Source organism: Uruburuella suis, from assembly GCF_004341385.1.
Lineage (GTDB): Bacteria > Pseudomonadota > Gammaproteobacteria > Burkholderiales > Neisseriaceae > Neisseria > Neisseria suis.
The window spans coordinates 26,001-45,958 of record NZ_SLXE01000008.1 but is presented as its reverse complement, the minus strand read 5'-3'; the positions used below and the strand labels follow the sequence as shown (position 1 = coordinate 45,958).

Annotated in this window: 17 protein-coding genes and 1 tRNA gene; 5 read left to right on the top strand and 13 right to left on the bottom strand. The window is 53.4% G+C overall.

The window, feature by feature from the left end; translation table 11 throughout:
• Positions 1-702 precede the first annotated feature (702 nt).
• The 7 genes from yacG to EV680_RS04220 all read right to left on the bottom strand — a co-directional run bounded on the left by yacG (position 703) and on the right by EV680_RS04220 (position 6,918).
• On the bottom strand, positions 703-891 hold the full coding sequence (gene yacG / locus EV680_RS04250) for a DNA gyrase inhibitor YacG (RefSeq protein WP_132953501.1): 189 nt from the start codon (positions 889-891) through the stop codon (positions 703-705).
• Between the two features lie 4 nt (positions 892-895).
• Positions 896-1,657 carry a cell division protein ZapD gene (gene zapD / locus EV680_RS04245; protein WP_132953500.1) on the bottom strand — a complete coding sequence of 254 codons (762 nt, stop codon included), beginning with the start codon at positions 1,655-1,657 and terminating at the stop codon, positions 896-898.
• Positions 1,654-2,277, bottom strand: a complete 624-nt coding sequence (gene coaE / locus EV680_RS04240) for a dephospho-CoA kinase (protein WP_132953499.1) — start codon at positions 2,275-2,277, stop codon at positions 1,654-1,656. Before coaE ends, zapD begins: the two co-directional genes overlap by 4 nt.
• Complete coding sequence (locus EV680_RS04235) at positions 2,274-3,140, bottom strand: prepilin peptidase (protein ID WP_132953498.1); 867 nt, start codon at positions 3,138-3,140, stop codon at positions 2,274-2,276. The genes coaE and EV680_RS04235 overlap by 4 nt, the downstream gene beginning before the upstream one ends.
• Before the next feature lies 1 nt (position 3,141).
• Entirely contained in the window at positions 3,142-4,380 is a 1,239-nt protein-coding gene (locus EV680_RS04230; RefSeq protein WP_132953497.1) for a type II secretion system F family protein, read from the bottom strand.
• 15 nt (positions 4,381-4,395) lie between these two features.
• Positions 4,396-6,078 carry a type IV-A pilus assembly ATPase PilB gene (pilB, locus tag EV680_RS04225; protein ID WP_132953496.1) on the bottom strand — a complete coding sequence of 561 codons (1,683 nt, stop codon included), beginning with the start codon at positions 6,076-6,078 and terminating at the stop codon, positions 4,396-4,398.
• Positions 6,079-6,842: 764 nt separating this feature from the next.
• Positions 6,843-6,918 (bottom strand) — tRNA-Phe (locus EV680_RS04220).
• A gap of 310 nt (positions 6,919-7,228) precedes the next feature.
• On the opposite strand from EV680_RS04220, the gene EV680_RS04215 reads away from it, so the two are divergent.
• Complete coding sequence (locus tag EV680_RS04215) at positions 7,229-7,882, top strand: isochorismatase family protein (protein ID WP_132953495.1); 654 nt, start codon at positions 7,229-7,231, stop codon at positions 7,880-7,882.
• A gap of 292 nt (positions 7,883-8,174) precedes the next feature.
• Here EV680_RS04215 and EV680_RS04210 read toward each other — a convergent pair whose 3' ends face one another.
• Both EV680_RS04210 and EV680_RS04205 read right to left on the bottom strand, forming a co-directional pair.
• The gene (locus EV680_RS04210; protein WP_132953494.1) at positions 8,175-8,675 is read right to left on the bottom strand and encodes a DUF4189 domain-containing protein; all 501 of its coding nucleotides are present in this window, start codon (positions 8,673-8,675) and stop codon (positions 8,175-8,177) included.
• A 209-nt stretch (positions 8,676-8,884) separates the two neighbouring features.
• Positions 8,885-9,475: an RDD family protein gene (locus EV680_RS04205; RefSeq protein ID WP_165870901.1), complete on the bottom strand. Its 591-nt coding sequence runs from the start codon at positions 9,473-9,475 to the stop codon at positions 8,885-8,887.
• 186 nt (positions 9,476-9,661) lie between these two features.
• On the opposite strand from EV680_RS04205, the gene asd reads away from it, so the two are divergent.
• The 3 genes from asd (at position 9,662) to EV680_RS04190 (ending at position 12,729) form a co-directional block, all read left to right on the top strand.
• Positions 9,662-10,780, top strand: a complete 1,119-nt coding sequence (gene asd, locus EV680_RS04200) for an aspartate-semialdehyde dehydrogenase (protein WP_132953492.1) — start codon at positions 9,662-9,664, stop codon at positions 10,778-10,780.
• 375 nt (positions 10,781-11,155) lie between these two features.
• Positions 11,156-11,596: a DUF3302 domain-containing protein gene (locus tag EV680_RS12195; protein WP_132953491.1), complete on the top strand. Its 441-nt coding sequence runs from the start codon at positions 11,156-11,158 to the stop codon at positions 11,594-11,596.
• Positions 11,596-12,729 (top strand): HlyD family secretion protein, encoded by a 1,134-nt coding sequence (locus EV680_RS04190; protein WP_132953490.1) that lies wholly within the window; start codon positions 11,596-11,598, stop codon positions 12,727-12,729. The genes EV680_RS12195 and EV680_RS04190 overlap by 1 nt, the downstream gene beginning before the upstream one ends.
• 228 nt (positions 12,730-12,957) lie before the next feature.
• Here the strand turns inward: EV680_RS04190 and EV680_RS04185 are convergent, their stop codons facing one another.
• Together EV680_RS04185 and EV680_RS04180 are read right to left on the bottom strand one after the other, a co-directional pair.
• Positions 12,958-13,443 carry a GlcG/HbpS family heme-binding protein gene (locus EV680_RS04185; protein ID WP_132953489.1) on the bottom strand — a complete coding sequence of 162 codons (486 nt, stop codon included), beginning with the start codon at positions 13,441-13,443 and terminating at the stop codon, positions 12,958-12,960.
• Between the two features lie 148 nt (positions 13,444-13,591).
• Entirely contained in the window at positions 13,592-14,833 is a 1,242-nt protein-coding gene (locus tag EV680_RS04180) for an aromatic amino acid transporter (protein ID WP_132953488.1), read from the bottom strand.
• Between the two features lie 505 nt (positions 14,834-15,338).
• Between EV680_RS04180 and EV680_RS04175 the strand changes: the two genes are divergently transcribed.
• Complete coding sequence (locus EV680_RS04175) at positions 15,339-17,504, top strand: primosomal protein N' (protein WP_132953487.1); 2,166 nt, start codon at positions 15,339-15,341, stop codon at positions 17,502-17,504.
• Positions 17,505-18,101: 597 nt separating this feature from the next.
• Here EV680_RS04175 and rpmE read toward each other — a convergent pair.
• Both rpmE and cysS read right to left on the bottom strand, forming a co-directional pair.
• Complete coding sequence (rpmE, locus tag EV680_RS04170; RefSeq protein WP_132953486.1) at positions 18,102-18,317, bottom strand: 50S ribosomal protein L31; 216 nt, start codon at positions 18,315-18,317, stop codon at positions 18,102-18,104.
• 191 nt (positions 18,318-18,508) lie between these two features.
• A complete protein-coding gene (cysS, locus tag EV680_RS04165; RefSeq protein WP_132953485.1) occupies positions 18,509-19,924 on the bottom strand; it encodes a cysteine--tRNA ligase in 1,416 nt (471 codons plus the stop codon).
• Positions 19,925-19,958 lie beyond the last annotated feature (34 nt).

The following is a 19,958-nucleotide window of genomic DNA, read 5'->3' as shown; positions in this document are numbered from 1 at the left end:
ACCTTTCAGACGGCCAAAACCTTTCAGACGGCCAAAACCTTTCAGACGGCCAAAACCTTTCAGACGGCCAAAACCTTTCAGACGGCCAAAACCTTTCAGACGGCCAAAACCTTTACGGGTGCGACAAAAATGGAATTTTGCGAAAGGTTCAGGCTGGGTGTTTGAATGATACCAATCCAAAAAAATAACCTAACTTCGTTGTCTCGCCTTGCCGTACTATAGTGGAATGCATAAAAAAGTGATACGGCGGGTAGGTTGGATTGAAAACCCAACAAATCCACAAGCCGTCTGAAACGTTGGGTTTGGCAACCCAATCTACGCCGTTGCAAAATGCAGTTTTGTGTCACTTTTTCTTGCATTTCACTATATCTGTACTGTCTGCAGCTCGCCGCCTCGTTATACCAATTCAAAAAAATAATATACAAACAGGCAGCCTGTAGGTCGGATTCTCGAATCCGACACTTGTTCGTAGAACAAGACACGCACATCGCTTTGGCCGCCGGCCAAACGTCGGATTCGAGAATCCGACCTACGCGGTTGGTGCTATCGAACTGCTTTTATTTTGTAAGGTTATTTTTTTGAATTGGTATTAGCTTACTTTTTTGAATTGGTATGAAATATTTAGGCCGTCTGAATATTCAGACGGCCTTTACGGTATGCAATGGTGGGGATACGGCAAAATGTGCGTGGGTGTTGATGTTGTTATCGCGCAATATCGTCTGAAAAAGGATCGTCTTCTTGCGCATCAACTGAATAATCTTCTTTTGCCCACGCACCCAAATCAATCAGTTTGCAGCGCTCGCTGCAAAAGGGGCGGAAGCGGTTGATCGGCAGCCAGGCTACTTTTTTGCCGCAGGTCGGGCAGGATACGATGGTGATTTTTTCGCTCATGGGTTTAGGCCACTACAGGGTCGAAGCTGCACATAATCAGCTTGAACGGCATGTCTTCGGTAATCGGCTTGCCGCGGGCGCTCTCTTGCGAGGCGGCTAAAAAACGGATGTGGGTGAAATATTTGTTGGCCGACACTTCAGGCAGGGCGTGTTTGTTTTTCTCCAGCTCGATGGTGAGCATGTGGATATTTTGCGCCAGGCTGTTGTGCTGGTAATTGCCGTTGACGGCCACGCAATCGACGGCGCGGGTGTTGCTTCGCAAAATGGTGAGCAGCACGGCGATGGCCTCATAAGTGGGGGTGAGGGTGGCAATCCATTTGTTGAGGTCTGCCAGGCGCTGCTCGTGCGGCAGCTGCTGCCAGAAATAATAGGAAGACAAGTCAAACGGGCTGGTGCCGCCGGGCACCAGCATGCGCTGTTTGATGGCCATCAACCATTCGTTTTCGCGCAAATGCTGGCCGAATTTCTGCTGTATGCCTTGCAGGTTTTCGGCCACTGCTTGCAATTGTTGCAGCTGGACCGGCTCGGTTGAGGCGGCGCGGCTGCCGGCTAAGAGCTGCTTTTGCCGCTCGATTTCCTGCAAAATATCCAGCTTCAATTCTGCCCGCGCGGCGCATTCCATGATTTCAAACAGGGTGAACAAGGCCAGATGGTGCGCCCACGGGCTGTCGCAGCGCATGCTTTCGCGATGGAAGCGGACAAACAAATGCTCGATGCGCAAAAAGCTGCGCACACGTTCAGATAGCGGATGCTCGAAACGGATCATGGGCAAACTCGGGTGGGGCGGGAAAATAGCGCCCGATAATAGCGGTGCAGCCGCTCTGCTTTGGCGGCCAGCATTTCAAGTGAAACTTCATTGCCGATCACATCATCGGCGGCTCGGCAGCGCTGCCGCCGGCCGGCTTGAGCGGCCATTATACGTTTAATTTCGGCTTCGGATAAGCCGCTGCGCTGCGCCACCCGCGTGATTTGCACGGCTTCGGGCACATCGATCACCAGCACACGTTGTACCAGCGTGCGAAAGAGGGGCTCTTCAACCAAAAGCGGGATATCGAGTATGCCGTAAACTGCTTCGCTGTGGCGCTGTTGTTGCTGCCGGATGGCTTCGATAATCAGCGGAAACATCACCGCTTCCAGCCGCGCTTTTTCTTCAGGCCGTCTGAAAACCAAATCGCGCAAGGCTGCGCGGTTCAGACGGCCTGGTTCGTGAAAAACACTTGCGCCGAATGTGGCGAGAATGGCGGGCAGCGCGGCACCGTTGTCGGCGCTTAAGCTGCGGCTGATGGCATCGGCATCAATCACCGGCACACCCAGCCGCGCGAATTCGGCAGCCGCTTGCGATTTGCCGCTGCCGATGCCGCCGGTGAGCCCAACCCAAGCCGTCATGCTGAAAATCCTGATGCACGCAGCCACCAGCCCAGCGCGGCCAACACTTTTTCATTGGCGATAAACACCAGCCAGCCGGCCACGGCCAAGCTGGGGCCGAAAGCAAATTGCTGCCCTTTGGCCACACGCAAAAGCACGGCGGCCAGCACGCCGATTAGGGCGGCGATAAAAACAATCACAGGCAACACGCCCACGCCGAGCCAAGCGCCCAAGGCCGCGAGCAATTTGAAATCGCCGCCGCCCATGCCGACTTTGCCGGTGAGCAGCTTGTAAACATAACACAGCAGCCACAAGCTCATGTAGCCGAACACGGCGCCGAGCACGGCAGAAGAAAGCGGCACAAAAGCGCCGTTGAGGTTAAACAGCAAGCCCAGCCAAATCAGCGGCAAGGTGATTTGATCGGGTAGGTATTGGGTGTCGGCATCGATAAAGGTGAGCGCGATCAGCATGGCGGTAAAGAGCAAGCCGCCCAGCGTGATGATGCTCCAGCCGTATTGCCAGGCCACGAGGGCGAATAAAGCGGCGGTGAGCAACTCCACCAAAGGATAGCGCTTGCTGATGGGTGTGCGGCAGGAGGCGCATTTGCCGCCGAGCAAAAGATAGCTGAACACGGGAATATTCTGCCATGCCCGCACGGGCGCTTGGCATTGCGGGCAGCGCGAATCGGGCTTGATCAGGTTGAAAGGCTGCTGCTCTTCGGCGCTGAGCGGTTGGCCGAGATGCTCTTTGGCAAATGCCGTCCAGCTGCGCTCCATCATCACCGGCACGCGGTAAATCACCACATTGAGAAAGCTGCCCACCAATAAGCCGAACAAGGCCGCTAAGGGAATAGCGAAAGGTGCTAAGGCATTGAAATCCATCATATCAGCCCACCACGCTGCCGAGGTTGAACAAGGGCAGATACATGGCCACCAGAATCACGCCGATAATCGAGCCGAGCACCACCATGATAATCGGCTCCATCAAAGAGGAGAGCTGCGACACGGCATTATCCACTTCGTCTTCATAAAATTCGGCGGCTTTATTGAGCATATCGTCCAGCGAGCCGGATTCTTCGCCGATGGCGGCCATCTGCAAAACCATATTGGGGAATAATTCGGTGTTTTGCATGCTCGATGTGAGCGATAAACCTTGGGTAACTTTGGCGCGGATATCGTAAGTGGCTTCTTCATACAGAATATTGCCCGATGCGCCGGCCACCGATTCCAGTGCTTCCACCAGCGGCACGCCGGCGGCAAACAGCGTGGCCGTGGTGCGCGCCCAGCGGGCAATGGTGGCTTTGCGCACGATAGAGCCGAAAATCGGCAGCCGCAGCAAACCTGCATCCACGCGCTTTTGAAAGGCGGGCGAGCGTTGGTGCCATTTATACAGCACCACGCAAGTGGTGACCATGCCGATGATAAACATCCAGCCGTTGCTGACGAAAAAGTCGGAAAAGCCCATAATAATTTGGGTGAGCTTGGGCAATTCGGCGCCCATATTGCTGTAAACCTCTTTAAAGGCGGGCAGCACAAACATCATCATCACCAGCACCAGCGCAACGGCCACCACGATAATAGCAATGGGGTAGGTGAGCGCGCTTTTCACTTTTTTCTTGATGGCTTGGGTTTTTTCTTTATAAACGGCCAGCTTGTCGAGCAAGCCTTCCAATACACCGCCGGCCTCACCGGCGGCAATCAGGTTGCAATAGAAGCGGTCGAAATATTTGGGGTGTTTGGAAAAAGCTTTGCCCAGCGAGCTGCCTTGCTCCACATCGCTCCGCACCTGCATCAGCATCTGCGTCATAGAAGGGTTGGAGTGGCCGCGCGCCACGATTTCAAAGGCCTGCATCAGCGGCAGGCCGGCTTTCATCATGGTGGCGAGCTGGCGGGTAAACACGGTGATGTCGGCTTGGGTGATGCGCCGCTTGCGCGTGGCTTTTACCTTGCTGATGCGCAAAGGTTTGATGCCGCGCCGTTGCAGTTTTTTGCGCGCTTCTTCTTCATCTTTGGCCACCACTTCGCCGCGCACAAGTTGGTCGGTGCCGGTGTTTTTGCCCTCGAAATTAAAACGTTTGCCCTTGTTTTTGTTTGCAAACAATCCGCCTGCATTATTTTTTTTCATTTAATTTTGCCTTGTTTAATCATTGGTGTGCGCCAGCACTTCTTCCAGCGAGGTAAGCCCCTGCATTACCTTTAGCAAGCCGGCATGGCGCAAGTCTACCATGCCTTCTTGATAAGCCATATTCATAATGTCCACTTCGGTGCCGTTATTCATAATCACGCGTTGCATTTCTTCTGAAACCGGCATCACTTCATACACCCCGGCGCGGCCTTTATAACCTTTGCCGCGACAATTGTCACAGCCCACGGGGCGGTAGAGCGTCCATTCTTTGGCCAAGTCTTCATCGGAAAAGCCGGCTTTTTTCAAAGCGGGCAGCGGCGGGCGCTCGACCGGTGCTTTGCAGGCCGGGCATAATCGGCGCAATAAGCGCTGGGCCATAATCAGGTTTACCGAGCTGGCAATGTTGAAAGGCGCCACACCCATGTTGAGCAGGCGCGATAAAGTGGCCGGCGCATTATTGGTGTGGAGCGTTGAAAACACCATGTGGCCGGTTTGGGAAGCTTTGATGGCGATGTCGGCCGTTTCCAAATCGCGGATTTCGCCCACCATGATAATGTCGGGATCTTGGCGCAAAAAGGAGCGCAAGGCCGCAGCAAAGGTGAGCCCTTGTTTGTCGTTGACGTTTACTTGGTTGATGCCGGGCAGGTTGATCTCGGCCGGGTCTTCCGCGGTGGCGATATTCACGTTTTCCGTGTTGAGAATATTCAGGCAGGTATAGAGCGAAACGGTTTTGCCCGAGCCGGTGGGGCCGGTGACCAGCACCATGCCGTAGGGGCGGTGGATGGCTTCCAGCAGCAATTCTTTCTGAAAAGGCTCAAAGCCCAATTGCTCGATATTGAGCGAGCCCGCATCTGAATTGAGGATACGCATCACCACTTTTTCGCCAAACAAAGTCGGCAAGGTGCTGACGCGGAAATCAATCGGGCGGCCGTGTTTGTGGAACGCGATTTGAATACGGCCGTCTTGCGGAATGCGTTTTTCCGAAATATCGAGGCGCGCCATTACCTTGATGCGCGAAGCCAGCTGCCCGCGCACGGCCACAGGCGGCTGCACCACTTCGCGCAATTGCCCGTCCACACGGAAGCGCACGCGCGCCATTTGCTCGTAAAATTCAAAATGGATATCCGATGCGCCCGCATTGAGCGCATCGGAAAGGGTTTTGTGGATAAAGCGGGCGATCGGGCCGTCTTCCGCTTCTTCATTATCAACATACAGCACACCGCCTTGGGGGGCGCGTTCCTGCTGCTCTTTGCTGATTTCCTGCAAAATGGTGGTGGAGCGCTGCCCCAGCCATTCCAAAAGCGTGCTTAATTGATCGTCGCGCACCACCACCAAATCGATGGATGCGCCGGAATTAAATGCAATTTTCTGGAAATTATGAATTTGAGTGGGATCCGACACCGCCAAATACACTTTACGGCCGCGCTTGAAAATCGGAATGCAGCGGTTTTGCAGCATTTGTTCTTCGGTGAGAATGTCGGGCAAAATATTGGCGCGCGGATAATGGCGCAAATCCAGCAAAGGATAGCTGAACATGCGCGCCAGCAATTCGCCCAAAGCGCGGGGCGAGATGATGCCTTCTTCAAACAACATGGGCATGATGCTTTTATGTTCGTTTAGCGCTTTTTGGTAGCGTTCTGCCTGGTTGCCCACAATAACCTGACTTTGAACCAATACTCTCAATAAACCGACACTCATGTGATCAACCTGGTTGGTGGTGCATCCTGATCCGGCTGCATGGCCGAAGGGTGTGCAGGATAAGCCATATTTGGAAAATATGAATAAGGACTTGCATTATAGGGTAACTTTGCACAGCATTAAACCACAACGATAAAATTTACTCAATTTCGATATTGTTTTATGTGGTATTAATTCAAAAGGCTGAGCCAACGGCTGCGAAAATGGGCACAGTGTACAAGTTTCGGGCAAAAATAACCGCAAAATAAGCTTGGTGGCGGCAAATCCGCCTAAGGTGTCCTGACAATTCGTTTGTGAGGAGGATTTTGTTTCTGAGAATGCAGGGGCAAGGCAAAAAAACGTAGCAAGGTTGGACACCTTGCGCACGTTTTCAACGCGGCAGGCGCATTTTTGAGCGCACGTTTCCGTTTTGAGGGCAAACCTTCAGACGGCCTTTGCATTATTGGTTTTTTAAAACCCTCTTTTTCATTTGGATTTAGCGCTGATTCAGAGGCTGGGTATCAATCTCATTGTTGTAGGGCGGCGTTTCCACGCTTTTGCAGATGCCGTGAATTGCAGGCGATTTGATAAGATGGGTGCAGATAAATATAGATAGCAAAGTTTAAGATAAAATCGGCTGAAAGCACGATGAATAAAGGGTTTGCTAGGGTCTGTTCGCAATTCATCCGCGCTTTTGAGCCAATACGCCGCGAGATGAAATGTGAACAGACCTTGAATTTATGCAGATTTCTGCAGGCAAAAAAATAACCGCAAAATGCGGTTAGTGGTGGCCAGACCCAGGATCGAACTGGGGACACACGGATTTTCAATCCGTTGCTCTACCGACTGAGCTATCTGGCCATGCCTTGAAAGATGCGTATTAAAACAGAAATAGGTGTGATGTGCAAGTTGTTTTCCGGTTTGCCGGTGTTTTTCCGGATAAGATTTTATTTTTTATCGGAAATAAAATTTTACGGCGGCGGGGAGGTGAAGGTGTTGGATGGCGCGGGTGTTGGCTTTATCACAATAGAAAAGTGGAAATGAGAAAATATGTAAAGTAATGTATTGCTGGCAATGCCGATTGTCGGTAATATTAACCGATTATCTTTAATCACGGCATGGCAAGGCGCTGTTGCTGTGTTTTGAACAGGTGAAAAGAAAGCATGCAGCCATGAGTATTGTTGCAATCGATGTGCACCCCCAGCGGGCTTTTTCGGAAATGTGTCCGGATGAAGTGCCGGTGGCGGATGCTTTATCTATCGTGCCTCATTTGAACCGGCAGGCTTCATGGGCGGATTTTCGGGTGCTGACCAAAGATGCGCATGTGCCGGATGCCGGATGGATTGTGCCGCAGCAGTCGGATCATCTGCCGCTTGAGCAGGCCGAAAATTGGGTGAGCCACGCGATTGTGGGCACGGAAGGTTTTGAAACCCTGCCCAATCTGCCCAATGCTGTTGACTATCAATTTTTGGTACACATCGGCCTGGAGCAGGGGGCACACCCTTTTGGCGCGTGTTTTCATGATATGGCGGAAAACATCAGCACCGGGCTGATTGAATGGCTTAAGCAAAAAGAGGCCAAAATCATATTGATCGGCGGCCTGATTACCGAATATTGTGTGCAGGCCACGGTGTTGCAATTGTGTTGGTATGGGCCTTGGCGCGTGATTGTGAATCTGGAAGCCTGCCGCACGCTGGATAGTGTGCAAGAGCAGCAGGCGGTGCTCAGCATGCAGCAGGCCGGCGCGTTGGTGGTGGCGTGCACCGAAGAGATTGAGGCATTGATCGGCAATGTGCAGCAGCAAGATTATGCATTTACGATTTGAACAAAATATATAGATATCAAAGGCCGTCTGAAAAAGATTCAGACGGCCTTTGATGTTTTTGACTTGTGTATATTTTGTCGCCTTGGTAGTTGGGGTGATTGCAATTATTGTGCATAAGCGGCGGTGGCGATGCCCATCAATGCGATAAAGGCGGTGATGGCCAATTTGATACAGTGAGGTTTCATTATCATCATTTCCTTTTGCTAAGCTTGATTACACAGCACCAAAGAAAGTTGGCTTGCTTAGACTGTTAAGTTACTCTGCGCTTTAATGCACATAGCACCAGCTTATATTATTTCACCCGCACAGGCAGGCTGCAGCCGCTGTATTTAATTTCACAGCTATTACTGGTGGTTGCGCATATTTTCATTGCATGGGTAATTGCTTGTGCTTCTTCTACACCGTTTCCATAATTGCTATATCCGCCACCCCAAGCCACGGCATGGCATCCATTACGTATGCTTGAAACCACTTTGCATGGCTTGGCCGCGCAGTTTTTAACCGCAATCGACTCCGCTTGTCTTTTGCTTTTTTGCGCCTCTATTACGCCGGCATTACCGGTGTCGTGATCAACCGCAATCGCACCGTAGCGATCTTCCCAAACCTCGGTATAAACAGGCTCCCGATTACCACCACCGCAGCGGGAGCGGTCGCCTTGGTAGTTGGGGTGATTGCAATTGTTGTGCATGGCGCCGATTTCGGCTGCCGATTGTGCATAAGCGGCGGTGGCGATGCCCATCAATGCGATAAAGCCGGTAATGGCCAATTTGATACGGTGAGATTTCATCATCATTTCCTTTCGCTAAGTTTGATGACACAACACTGGAGAAAATTGGCTTCCCTTTTGCCTCTGTAGCTGATGGTTGCGGAAAAGGAAAATTGCGTAGTGCAACTGCTTGTGTCTGCCGGTTTGGTTTCGCCGCAATGCAGTTTCAGGCAGCCTTGATGGTGGTTTACGGCGGCGCTTGAGAATGTGATGGCCAATATTTGCATGCCGCTGCTTCAGCGCAATTGCACCACCACGGTGCCGGCCAGATAGTCTTGCAAGGTGCGGCGGCTTTTTTGCTTGTTGAACAGCATAACAAAGCAGGCCAGCGAGGCCGACAGCGTCAGCACATTTGCGATCACGTCCGCCGTGGCCGCCGGCGCGCCGCTCAGCAGCACCACCGCATAGCCGATAATCATGGCGGCGATGGCGAGCATAATGTTATACACCACTTCACGCAGCATCACCGCGCCCCAAAAGCCCGGGTTGGTGCCATCGGTTTTCAGCAGGCGGATGTGCATGATTTTTTTGCCGATCGATTGGCCGTGTTTGCTCATCATGCGCACTTGGATGATGATATAGGCCAGCAAAACCAAGAAGCCAATGAGCAAGCCGGGCATCAGCCAATCTGAAGCGGCCAATGCTTCCAGCCCTTGTGTCCGCTCAATGTAGCTGTTTGATGGCCAAACAACAATGGCTATCAACAAAGGCACATAAGCCAATATCGTCAAAATAACATTAATCAGATAAGCGGCAATGCGTTTGCCGGCTCGGGCGGGCGCCACATCGATTTGGGTGGTGTGTCCCGCGGGCAGGTGGCTGTTCATATTGAATCCTTTGCAAAAGAGCCGATAGGGGAGCCATGATAATATCGGTTGCGGCGCAATATTTACAACAAATTTTTTGAAATCGCCATAAAGCACTTTACATTTCGGGCGCATGGCGTTAAAACCATTCCTTAATATCATAATTGTTCACAAAACCGTATCACTGAAATTCAAGGAGTGCATGTAATGAAAGTTGGGTTTGTAGGCTGGCGCGGCATGGTCGGCTCTGTGCTGATGCAGCGCATGCAGGAAGAAAACGATTTTGCCCATATCCCGGAAGCGGTGTTTTTCACCACCTCCAACGTGGGCGGCGCAGCGCCCGATTTGGGCCAAAGCGCCAAAACCTTGTTGGACGCCAACAATATTGTCGAGCTGGCCAAGATGGATATTATCGTTACCTGCCAGGGCGGCGACTACACCAAATCGGTGTTTCAACCCTTGCGTGATGCCGGCTGGGCAGGCTATTGGATTGATGCCGCTTCATCGCTGCGCATGAACGATGATGCGGTGATTGTGTTGGATCCGGTTAACCGCAGCGTGATTGATGATGCCCTGAAAAACGGCGTGAAAAACTATATCGGCGGCAACTGCACGGTGTCGTTGATGCTGATGGCTTTGGGCGGCCTGTTTCAAAACGATTTGGTGGAATGGGCCACCAGCATGACTTATCAAGCAGCTTCCGGCGCCGGTGCCAAAAACATGCGCGAATTGATTGAAGGCATGGGCGCGGTGCACAGCCAAGTGGCCGCTGAATTGGCCGATCCGGCCAGCGCGATTTTGAATATCGACCGCAAAGTGTCGGATTTCTTGCGCAGCGATGCCTATCCGCAAGCGCAATTCGGCGTGCCTTTGGCCGGCAGCCTGATTCCGTGGATCGATGCCGATTTGGGCAACGGCCAATCCAAAGAAGAATGGAAAGGCGGCGTGGAAACCAATAAAATCCTCGGCCGCAGCGCCAACCCGATGGTGGTGGACGGCTTGTGCGTGCGTGTGGGCGCCATGCGCTGCCACAGCCAGGCGCTGACTCTGAAATTGAAACAGGATTTGCCGGTGGCGGAAATCGAGCGCATTTTGGCCTCTGCCAACGATTGGGTGAAAGTGGTGCCCAATGAAAAAGAGGCCAGCATTCATGAGCTCACCCCGGCCAAAGTAACCGGCACCCTCAGCGTGCCGGTGGGGCGCATCCGCAAAATGGGCATGGGCGGCGAATACATCAGCGCCTTCACCGTGGGCGACCAGCTTTTGTGGGGTGCGGCCGAGCCGCTGCGCCGCATGTTGCGCATTGTGTTGGGCAATTTGGATTAAACGTTGCAGACAATGGAAAGCCGCCTTCGGGCGGCTTTTTATGTGCGCTTTTATGACACAAACCGGCAAGGATGAGCAGTTATAAACAGTTTTTTAGATAAAGAGAATAGGGAAAAATTTTATTTTTATTTGATATAGATTACAATGCAAGGTTTGCAAAGTTTGGATAATACCAATCCAAAAAAATAACCTAACTTCGTTGTCTCGCCTTGCCGTACTAGTTGTACTGTCTGCGGCTCGCCGCCTTGTTAGCTTACTTTTTTGAATTGATATAAGGCTGGTAATACGCGTTTATCCGATATTTTTAAATAATAAGGTCATGCCATATTCCTAAATTAGGCATGGCATTTTTTATGTTTGACTCAAGAGAATGATATGTTTTTAGACTATCTGGCACTTTTCTTTCTGGTTTTTGCGAGCCTAGCGATTTTTTATGGTGTGATCGCCATTCACGATATTCCTTATGAGATCGCCAAAAAACGCAACCATCCGCATTTGGAAGCCATTCATTATGCCGGCTGGGTGAGTTTGTTTACTCTGCATGTGATTTGGCCTTTTCTGTGGATTTGGGCCACGCTTTGGCATAAGGAAAACGGCTGGGGCAACGGCAACCACCAAAAAGAGAGCCAATCCATGCAAAAGCTGGGCGCGCTGGCCGACCAAGTGCCCGAATTAAAGGAAAGCACCCGCAAGCTCGAAGCCGAAGTGGCTCGTTTAAACCAAGAGCTGCAAGCGCTTTCCACCCGACTTCACGCTCAATCTGAGATTAACAACAGCAACAGCACACAAGAGCAGAAAAACGAAGGAAGCATATAATGGAATTAATGATTTTAGTGATTTATGCCTCTGTTTGCGTGGGCATTTTCAAGCTGTTTAAAATCCCGCTCACCAAATGGAGCGTGCCCACGGCGATTTTGGGCGGCGTGGTGTTGCTGCTGTCGATGCTGTTGTTTATGAACTACAATCATCCGCACACCAAGCTCACCACGCAATATTATGTCATCACCCCGGTGTTGGCCGATTTGCGCGGGCGGATTATCGAGGTTACGCCCACTCGTGCCGACCAATTGATTAAAAAAGGTGAAGTTTTATTCAAAATCGACCCCGAGCCTTTTCAGGCGGCTGTGGATATGCGCAAGGCCGAGCTGGCGGCTGCCGATCAAGGGCTGGCTTCGCTGAGCGCCGACTTGAGCGCGGCCAAGTCTTCTTTGGAAGAAGCCCGTGTGCGCTTGAAACAAAGAGGCCAAGAATACGAGCGCTACCGCGCCCTCTCCGGCACCGGTGCGGTAACGCAGTCGGATGTTGATATTGCCAACCGAGAATACTTGGCTGCCAAGGCCAATGTGGAAGCCAGCACCGCCAATGTGCAAAAAGCCCAAAGCAGCTACGGCTCTGCTATTAACGGCGTGCACACCAGCGTGGCCGCCAAAGAAGCCGCATTGCGCCAAGCACAGTTTGAGCTCGATTCCACCGTTGTGCGCGCGCCTACCGATGGCTATATCACGCAAAACTTCTTAAAAGAAGGCATGATGACCAGCACCTTGCCGCTGCGCCCGCTGATGACGTTTGTGCACCAGCAAGACAGAATGTATGTGGCTGCCTTCCGCCAAAATTCCCTGCTGCGTCTCAAAGCGGGCGATGAAGCGGAGCTGATTTTCCCGGCCATTCCGGGCAAAGTGTTTAAAGCGGAAGTGGTGGGCGTGTTGCCGACCATAGGCGAGCACGAAGTGCAGCCCAATGGCATTTTATACACGCAGAAATTTATTGACAGCTCGGCGCGCACCATGGTGCAGCTCAAGCTGAAAGAAGATGTTTCTGCTTATCACCTGCCTTTCGGCACCACGGCAGAAGCAGCGGTTTATACCGAGCATGCCCATCATTTGGCCATGATGCGCAAGATTTTGCTGCGGATGAACAGCTGGAAAAATTACCTTTATTTGGATCATTAAGTAAGATTGATGTGCAAACTTGAGGCCGTCTGAAAAGCATTCAGACGGCCTCAAGTTTTATACAAGCGTAGGCATTCATGCGTACGATGACGCCGCAAAAAACGTAGCAAACGTAGGTACGATTAGCTTTGTCAAAACAAAGCGTAATCGTACGCATGGTGCACACACATAACGCACAACAGGCCGTCTGAAACCCTTCAGACGGCCTGTTGTGCGCATTGCTTGCCTTCAGCGCAATAAAGCTGCGGCACCGGCGTTGGCCACATCTTCGTCTTCATCCACCGAACCGCCGCTCACGCCCACGCTGCCGACGATGGTGCCTTTTTTATCCAACAGCAACACACCGCCGGCGAAAATCACCAAGCCGCCGTTGGTGGCTTCAATGCCGTAGAGCGGCCGGCCGGGCTGGGCGGCCTTGCCCAGGGCGCGGGTGGACATATTGAAATAGCGGGCGGTGCGGGCTTTGCGCTCGGCAATGTCGATGCTGCCCAAAAAGGCATCGTCCATGCGGGCGAAGGCTTTCAGGTTGCCGCCGGCATCCACTACGGCGATATTCATCGGCACTTTGATGGCTTCGGCCTTGGCTTGCGCCGAGCGCACCACGGCTTGCGCTTGCGCCAGCGTGATGTCGCCGGGCAGGGTTTTGACAGGGCTCGCAGCGAAGGCGGGTGCGGCGAGGACGAGCAGCAGGGCGGCGGTTGGGATAAGTTTCATTTCTATCTCCTTGAAATTAAAAAATTATTGTTCTTTAATTAAGCACTATTTTTGCTTGTGGGTCAATGACAATATAGGCAAAGTAAACAGGCCGTCTGAACACAATGTTTCAGACGGCCTGTTTGAATGCTGCCGAATTGTGCAAGCTTCAGCCTTTAAACACCGGCACTTTTTCCAGTTGGCTCAATATCTGCGCGGCAATGTTGATGAGGCCGAAGGCAAACACCCACACCACCAGCCATAAGCCGCCATACACGCGATAGCCGTGGCTTTGCGGAAATTTTTTGCGTGCTTTATAGAGCAGCATGGCCGGGGTGAGCGCGGTCCATACGGCGGCGGCCAAGCCCACGTAGCCGATGGCGGTCACAAAGCCGGTGGGGAAAAGCAGGCAGGCCACGAGCGGCGGCAGAAAGGTGAGCGCGGCGGTTTTGCTGCGTCCGGTGGTGGAATCGTCCCATTTAAACACATCGGCCAGATAGTCGAACAAGCCCAGCGTCACGCCTAAAAACGAAGTGGCAATCGCCAAATAGGCAAAAAACGACAACACCGTGGCCATGCTGCCGGTGGGCACGAAAGCCGACAGACTCTCAATCAACACAGAAACCTGCCCCTCGGCCGCAATCACCGGCGCAAACGCGTGGCGCGGCAGGTTGCCTTGAATCGCCAGCTGCCACAGCACATAAATCACCAGCGCCATCAGCGTGCCTACCCACAGCGCGCGCGCCACTTTGGGCGCATCGCCGTTGAAATATTTCAGCAGACTGGATACATTGCCGTGAAAGCCGAATGAAGCCAAACACACCGGCAGCGCCGCGGCCAGATAAATCCAATAACGTGTGCCCTCGGCGGCTTGTGTGTCCAACAACACCGGCAGCTGCACATGCGTGAGCAGGCCGCCGGTGGCCCAGAAAAAGCTGATAATCATGCCGCCGATTAAAATACTGGTGAGTCGGTCGACCAAGCGGGTGGACGCCCACACGCAAAATGCCAGCACCACAAAAAACACCAATTGCCCGGCCGGCAACCCCACTTCGCTGCCGAGCAGATTGCCCAATCCTTTAGCGGTGAGATCGCCGCCCACGAAAATATAGGCATAAGTGAGCAAATAAAGCACAAACGCCACCGCAATGCCGTTGACGATATTCCAGCCTTGGCCGAGCAAATCTTTCACTAAGGTGTCGAAGCTCGCACCGTGCGGATAATGGGTATTGACCTCCAGCAGCATCAGGCCGCCGGAGAGCATGGAAAACCAAGTGTAGAGCAGCACTGCCAGCGAGCCGGCAAACCACACGCCCGAAGTGGCGGTGGGGTTGGCAAACATGCCGGCACCAATCACGGTGCCGGCGATAATCAGCGCGCCGCCCAAAAGCGACGGGGTTTTGGCAGACATACACATCTTTCTTTTCAGGCAGCATAAAACACAGGCCGTCTGAAACAAATGGTTTACAAAACTTAAAGAAAGCATTATGCCGAAAAACAACCCGATTGTAACGTTTAAATGTGAAAGGCCGTCTGAATATTGGGTTTCAGACGGCCTGCTTGGTAAATTTGAAGGGCAATGTGTTTATAGATACGGCAACTAATTATTGAATATTCAGATCCTCTTGCCCGCAGCAGAAACCTGTTCCCTCTCCCGTGGGAGAGGGCTAGGGAGAGGGCAACAAGCCAAAGGCTTGTTTGCCGGCATCTGAAAATGTTCAATATTTAATTGCCGAATCAATAGTTAAACCTAAAAACAAGCTGAAGCGTTCTTTGTTTTGCCGTGTTGTTTATGCGGTGTGCTGTTTGCAGCCTTTGCTTGCTTGTTTTTGAGGTTGGGTGCGATGTCGATAGGCCGTCTGAAAATCCGTTTCTGTTTCAGACGGCCTGCTGGAAATGTCGGCTATAATGCACGCATGATTTACCACCATATCGCCCTCAATGTGCCGCTGGCCGGCGGCCTGCTCACTTATGCCCACCCCGAAGCCTTAAGCGCCGGCACGCGGGTGGCGGTGCGCTTTGTCAACAAAACCGTGGCCGGCATTGTGTGGCAGAGCGGCATTACACCCGATATCGACCCCGCCAAAATCCTGCCGCTGCAAGCCGTGTTTGCCGATGAGCCGCCGTTGCCCGAAGCCTGGCGGCGGCTGTTGGCTTTTGCCGCCCGCTATTATCATTATCCGCTCGGCCAAGCGGTGGCCGCGGCGCTGCCGCAGGGTTTGCGCGAAGCCCGCCCCGTTGCGCTGCCCGAGCCGCCCTTATTTTACAGTTTAACCGAAGCAGGCCGTCTGAACGCACCGCCAGAGCGCCACCGCAAACAATATGCGTTGTGGCAGGCGCTGTGCGGCGGCAGCCTGAGCATGGCCGCGCTCAAAAAAATCAACCCGCAAGCGCCCAAGCTTATCGGGCAATGGCAGGCGCAAGCGTGGATAAACGCAGATGCCGCCGCCTTGCCGGTGTTGAGGCCGTCTGAACACATTTTAAATGAGCAGCAGCAGGCCGCATCAGCGCACATTCAGGCCGCATTCGGGCGCTTTCAGCCGTTTTTGCTCTACGGCATCACCGGCAGCGGCAAAACCGAAGTGTATTTCGATGCCGTGGCCAAGGTGCTGGCCGAGGGGCGGCAGGTGCTTTTTTTGCTGCCCGAAATCAACCTCACGCCGCAGCTGCTCAAGCGCGTGCAGGCGCGTTTTGCCGATGTGCCCACCGCCGTGCTGCACAGCCAAACCGCCGCCGGTGCACGCACGCAGGATTATCTGCGCGCCATGCTCGGCCAGGCAAAATTGATTATCGGCACGCGGCTGGCCGTGTTTACGCCGCTGGCCGATGTGGGGCTGATTGTAGTGGATGAAGAGCACGACGGCTCGTTCAAGCAGGAAAACGAATTGCGCTACCAAGCCCGCGATTTGGCCGTGTGGCGCGCGCAGCAGGCCGCTTGCCCGATTGTGCTGGGCAGCGCCACGCCCAGCCTCGAGAGCTGGCACAAAGCGCAAAGCGGCGCTTATACCCTGCTCGAATTGGGCGCGCGCGCCCGCGCCGCCGCCGCGCTGCCGCAAGTGGATGTGCTGGATGTGCGCCGCCTGCCGCTCGATAACGGCTTTTCCGAGCCGGCGCTGAAATTATTGCAAGACAATTTCAAGCAGGGCGGCATGTCGCTGGTGTATCTCAATCGGCGCGGCTTTTCGCCCGCGCTTTTTTGCAGCGACTGCGGCCACACTTTCGGCTGCCCGCGCTGCTCGGCAAAAATGGTGCTGCACCGGCGCGCGCGGCAATTGCGCTGCCATCATTGCGACTACCGCCAAGCCGTGCCTTATAAATGCCCCGATTGTGGCAATCAGGATTTAACCGCTGTGGGGCAGGGCACGCAGCGTGTGGAAGAAACCTTGCGCACCATGCTGCCGAAGGCGCGTATCGAGCGCGTGGATCGCGACAGCACCGCGCATAAAAACGATTGGGCGGCTTTGTATCAACGCATCGGCGCCGATGAAATCGATATTTTGGTGGGCACGCAAATGCTGGCCAAAGGCCACGATTTTGCGCGGCTCAATCTGGTGGTGGTGCTCAATGCCGACGGCAGCCTTTATAGCGCCGATTTCCGTGCGCCGGAGCGGCTGTTTGCTGAATTGATGCAGGTGTCCGGCCGTGCCGGCCGCGCCGATGCGCCGGGCAGGGTGTTGATACAAACCCAGCTGCCCGATCATGGCGTGTTTGCCGCCATCAAAGCGCAGGATTACCGCCGCTTTGCCGATGCCGAGCTGGCCGAGCGCCGCCTTTTCGGCCTGCCGCCTTTCGGTTTTCAGGCGGCCATACGCGCCGATGCCCTCGATATCCGCGCCGCCATGCAGTTTTTGCAGGAAATAAAAGAAAGCGTGGCCGCGCAATTGCCCGAAAGCGTGGTGCAAATGGGCCCTGCGCCCATGTTGATGGTGCGTCTGGCCGAGCGCGAGCGCGCACAATTATTTTTGGAAGCGCCTTCGCGCAAAGATCTGCACCATGCGCTCGCCTTGTGGGGGCAGGCGCTGGCGCAGGCGCGCGCGCATAAAATCAGATGGTCGGTGGATGTGGATCCGCAAGAGGTTTAGCGGCGGGCTGGGCGTCCTGACAATTCGTTTATGAGGAGGATTTTGTTCCTGAAAATGCAGATGCAAGGCAAAAAACGCAGCAAGGTTGGACACCTTGCGAGGCTTTTTAACGCGGCAGATGCGTTTTCAGGGGCGAAATACACCCGTAAATCGAGTTGTCAGGACGTCCTGGGGTAATAGAGAGGCTGTCTGATGCCCATCCTAAAAAATTAACCTTGCCCAATAAATAAAAGCCGTTCGACCGCACCATCTGCGTAGATTGGGTTGATCAACCCAGCGTTTCAGACGGCTTGTGGATTTGTTGGGTTTACAATCCAATCTACCCGCTAAAAAATAATATACAAACAGGCAACTCGTAGATTGGGTTGATAAATCCAACGTTTCAGACGGCTTGTAGATTTGTTGGGTTTACAACCCAACCTACCTATTTGGTATGGCTTGTCGTTTGGTAAGCTTATTTTTTGAATGGATATTATTTTTGTATCAGTTTTCTTTGATTTCACCACAGAAAGGCCGTCTGAAAAGTTTTCAGACGGCCTTTGCAAAAGCCATAAAAAAAGGCTGCCGAAGCAGCCTTTTTGAGCAAATGTTTGCCGATTAGCGTTTGAACATATTGCCGAATTTTTGGTTGAACTTGTCCACGCGGCCGGTGCTGTCAACGATTTTTTGTTGGCCGGTGTAAAACGGATGGCATTCAGAGCACACCTCGATGGTGAACGTTTCTTTTTCCATCGCAGATTTGGTGGTGAATTTGTTGCCGCAAGAGCAAGTTACGGTGATTTCGTGGTAGTTGGGGTGAATACCTTGTTTCATGATGTTTCCTTTCGGTTAGCGGGCACAGGGGTTTTGCCTGTGCTTCAAAGGCCTAGTGCTTAGGCAAGCTGGCTATTTTGCCAAAAAAAGGTTGTGCTGTCAAGCGTGTAAGCTTTTCAGGCTGCCGGCTTTCAGACGGCCTGTTGCTAGGGTCTGTTCACATTGTGATGAAGTGTGAACAGACCCTAGGCTCAGCCGCGCCGCCAGGTGGTGCCGCCTGCGCCGTCTTCGAGAATGATGTTTTCGGCGTTGAGCACATCGCGGATGCGGTCGGATTCGGCCCAGTTTTTATCGGCGCGCGCTTGTTTGCGCTGCTCGATTAAGGCATCGATTGCTGCGTTGGTGAGGCCGTCTGAAGCCGCGCTGCCTTGCAGAAATTCAGCCGGATCGCGTTGCAGCAGGCCGATGATGCCGGCCAGCGTTTTGAGGCAGCCGGCCAGATGGGCATCGCCGGTTTTGTTGACTTCGAGCGCCAATTCAAACAACACGGCCACGGCTTCGACGGTGCCGAAATCATCGTTCATGGCGGCGAAGAAGCGGCGGGTGTAATCGTTGGCATCGTTGCTTAAATCAAATTCGGCCGGCGGGGTGTTTTTCAGGGCGGTGTAGAGGCGGGTGAGTGCGCCTTTGGCATCATCCAAATGCGCATCGGAATAATTGAGCGGGCTGCGGTAATGCGCGCGCAGAATAAAGAAGCGCACCACTTCGGCATCGTATTTCTGCAACACTTCGCGGATGGTGAAGAAATTGCCCAGCGATTTGGACATTTTTTCGTTGTCCACGCGGATAAAGCCGTTGTGCAGCCAATATTTCACATGGCTGTCAATCAGCTTGCCGTTTACCTCGTGCGTGTGGCAATGCCCTTGCGCGCCGCAGCTTTGCGCGATTTCGTTTTCATGGTGCGGAAACTGCAAATCGGCGCCGCCGCCGTGGATATCGAAGGTGTCGCCGAATAATTGTTCGCCCATGGCCGAGCATTCGATGTGCCAGCCGGGGCGGCCGTTGCCCCACGGGCTGGGCCAGAAATCGGCTTCATTGGGCTTGGCCGCTTTCCAGAGCACGAAATCGAGCGGGTCGCGCTTAAATGAATCCACTTCCACGCGCTCGCCCGCGCGCAAATCATCCAGCGATTTGCCCGATAATTGGCCATAGGCGGGAAATTCGCGCACGGCGTAATACACATCGCCGTTTTCAGCCGCATAAGCTTTGCCGTTGGCAATCAGCCGCTCAATCATGGCAATCATCTGCGCCACATGTTCGGTGGCTTTGGGCTCGACATCGGGGCGGATCACGCCCAGCGCATCGGCGTCTTCATGCATGGCGGCAATAAAACGCGTGGTCAATTCGCCGATGGTTTCGCCGTTTTCAGCGGCGCGGGCGATGATTTTGTCGTCGATATCGGTGATGTTGCGCACATAAGTGAGCGGATGGCCGCTTTGGCGCAGCCAGCGGGCAATCATGTCAAACACCACCATCACGCGGGCGTGGCCGAGGTGGCAATAATCGTAAACCGTCATGCCGCACACATACATGCGCACGTTTTCGGGGTTGAGCGGAACGAAGGTTTCTTTTTGGCGGGTGAGGGTGTTGTAAACGGTTAGCGACATCGTGTTTTCATTTCATCGGGGTTGTGCGGGAGGC

What these genes read in the sequence shown, in the direction of transcription:
- zapD (WP_132953500.1), bottom strand. Translation starts at nt 1,657, where the DNA reads ATGATCCGTTTCGAGCATCCGCTATCTGAACGTGTGCGCAGCTTTTTG.
- EV680_RS04230 (WP_132953497.1), bottom strand. Translation starts at nt 4,380, where the DNA reads ATGAAAAAAAATAATGCAGGCGGATTGTTTGCAAACAAAAACAAGGGC.
- EV680_RS04215 (WP_132953495.1), top strand. Translation starts at nt 7,229, where the DNA reads ATGAGTATTGTTGCAATCGATGTGCACCCCCAGCGGGCTTTTTCGGAA.
- EV680_RS04235 (WP_132953498.1), bottom strand. Translation starts at nt 3,140, where the DNA reads ATGATGGATTTCAATGCCTTAGCACCTTTCGCTATTCCCTTAGCGGCC.
- EV680_RS04205 (WP_165870901.1), bottom strand. Translation starts at nt 9,475, where the DNA reads ATGAACAGCCACCTGCCCGCGGGACACACCACCCAAATCGATGTGGCG.
- yacG (WP_132953501.1), bottom strand. Translation starts at nt 891, where the DNA reads ATGAGCGAAAAAATCACCATCGTATCCTGCCCGACCTGCGGCAAAAAA.
- EV680_RS04210 (WP_132953494.1), bottom strand. Translation starts at nt 8,675, where the DNA reads ATGATGATGAAATCTCACCGTATCAAATTGGCCATTACCGGCTTTATC.
- EV680_RS04175 (WP_132953487.1), top strand. Translation starts at nt 15,339, where the DNA reads ATGATTTACCACCATATCGCCCTCAATGTGCCGCTGGCCGGCGGCCTG.
- EV680_RS04185 (WP_132953489.1), bottom strand. Translation starts at nt 13,443, where the DNA reads ATGAAACTTATCCCAACCGCCGCCCTGCTGCTCGTCCTCGCCGCACCC.
- cysS (WP_132953485.1), bottom strand. Translation starts at nt 19,924, where the DNA reads ATGTCGCTAACCGTTTACAACACCCTCACCCGCCAAAAAGAAACCTTC.
- EV680_RS04180 (WP_132953488.1), bottom strand. Translation starts at nt 14,833, where the DNA reads ATGTCTGCCAAAACCCCGTCGCTTTTGGGCGGCGCGCTGATTATCGCC.
- asd (WP_132953492.1), top strand. Translation starts at nt 9,662, where the DNA reads ATGAAAGTTGGGTTTGTAGGCTGGCGCGGCATGGTCGGCTCTGTGCTG.
- pilB (WP_132953496.1), bottom strand. Translation starts at nt 6,078, where the DNA reads ATGAGTGTCGGTTTATTGAGAGTATTGGTTCAAAGTCAGGTTATTGTG.
- EV680_RS12195 (WP_132953491.1), top strand. Translation starts at nt 11,156, where the DNA reads ATGTTTTTAGACTATCTGGCACTTTTCTTTCTGGTTTTTGCGAGCCTA.
- coaE (WP_132953499.1), bottom strand. Translation starts at nt 2,277, where the DNA reads ATGACGGCTTGGGTTGGGCTCACCGGCGGCATCGGCAGCGGCAAATCG.
- rpmE (WP_132953486.1), bottom strand. Translation starts at nt 18,317, where the DNA reads ATGAAACAAGGTATTCACCCCAACTACCACGAAATCACCGTAACTTGC.
- EV680_RS04190 (WP_132953490.1), top strand. Translation starts at nt 11,596, where the DNA reads ATGGAATTAATGATTTTAGTGATTTATGCCTCTGTTTGCGTGGGCATT.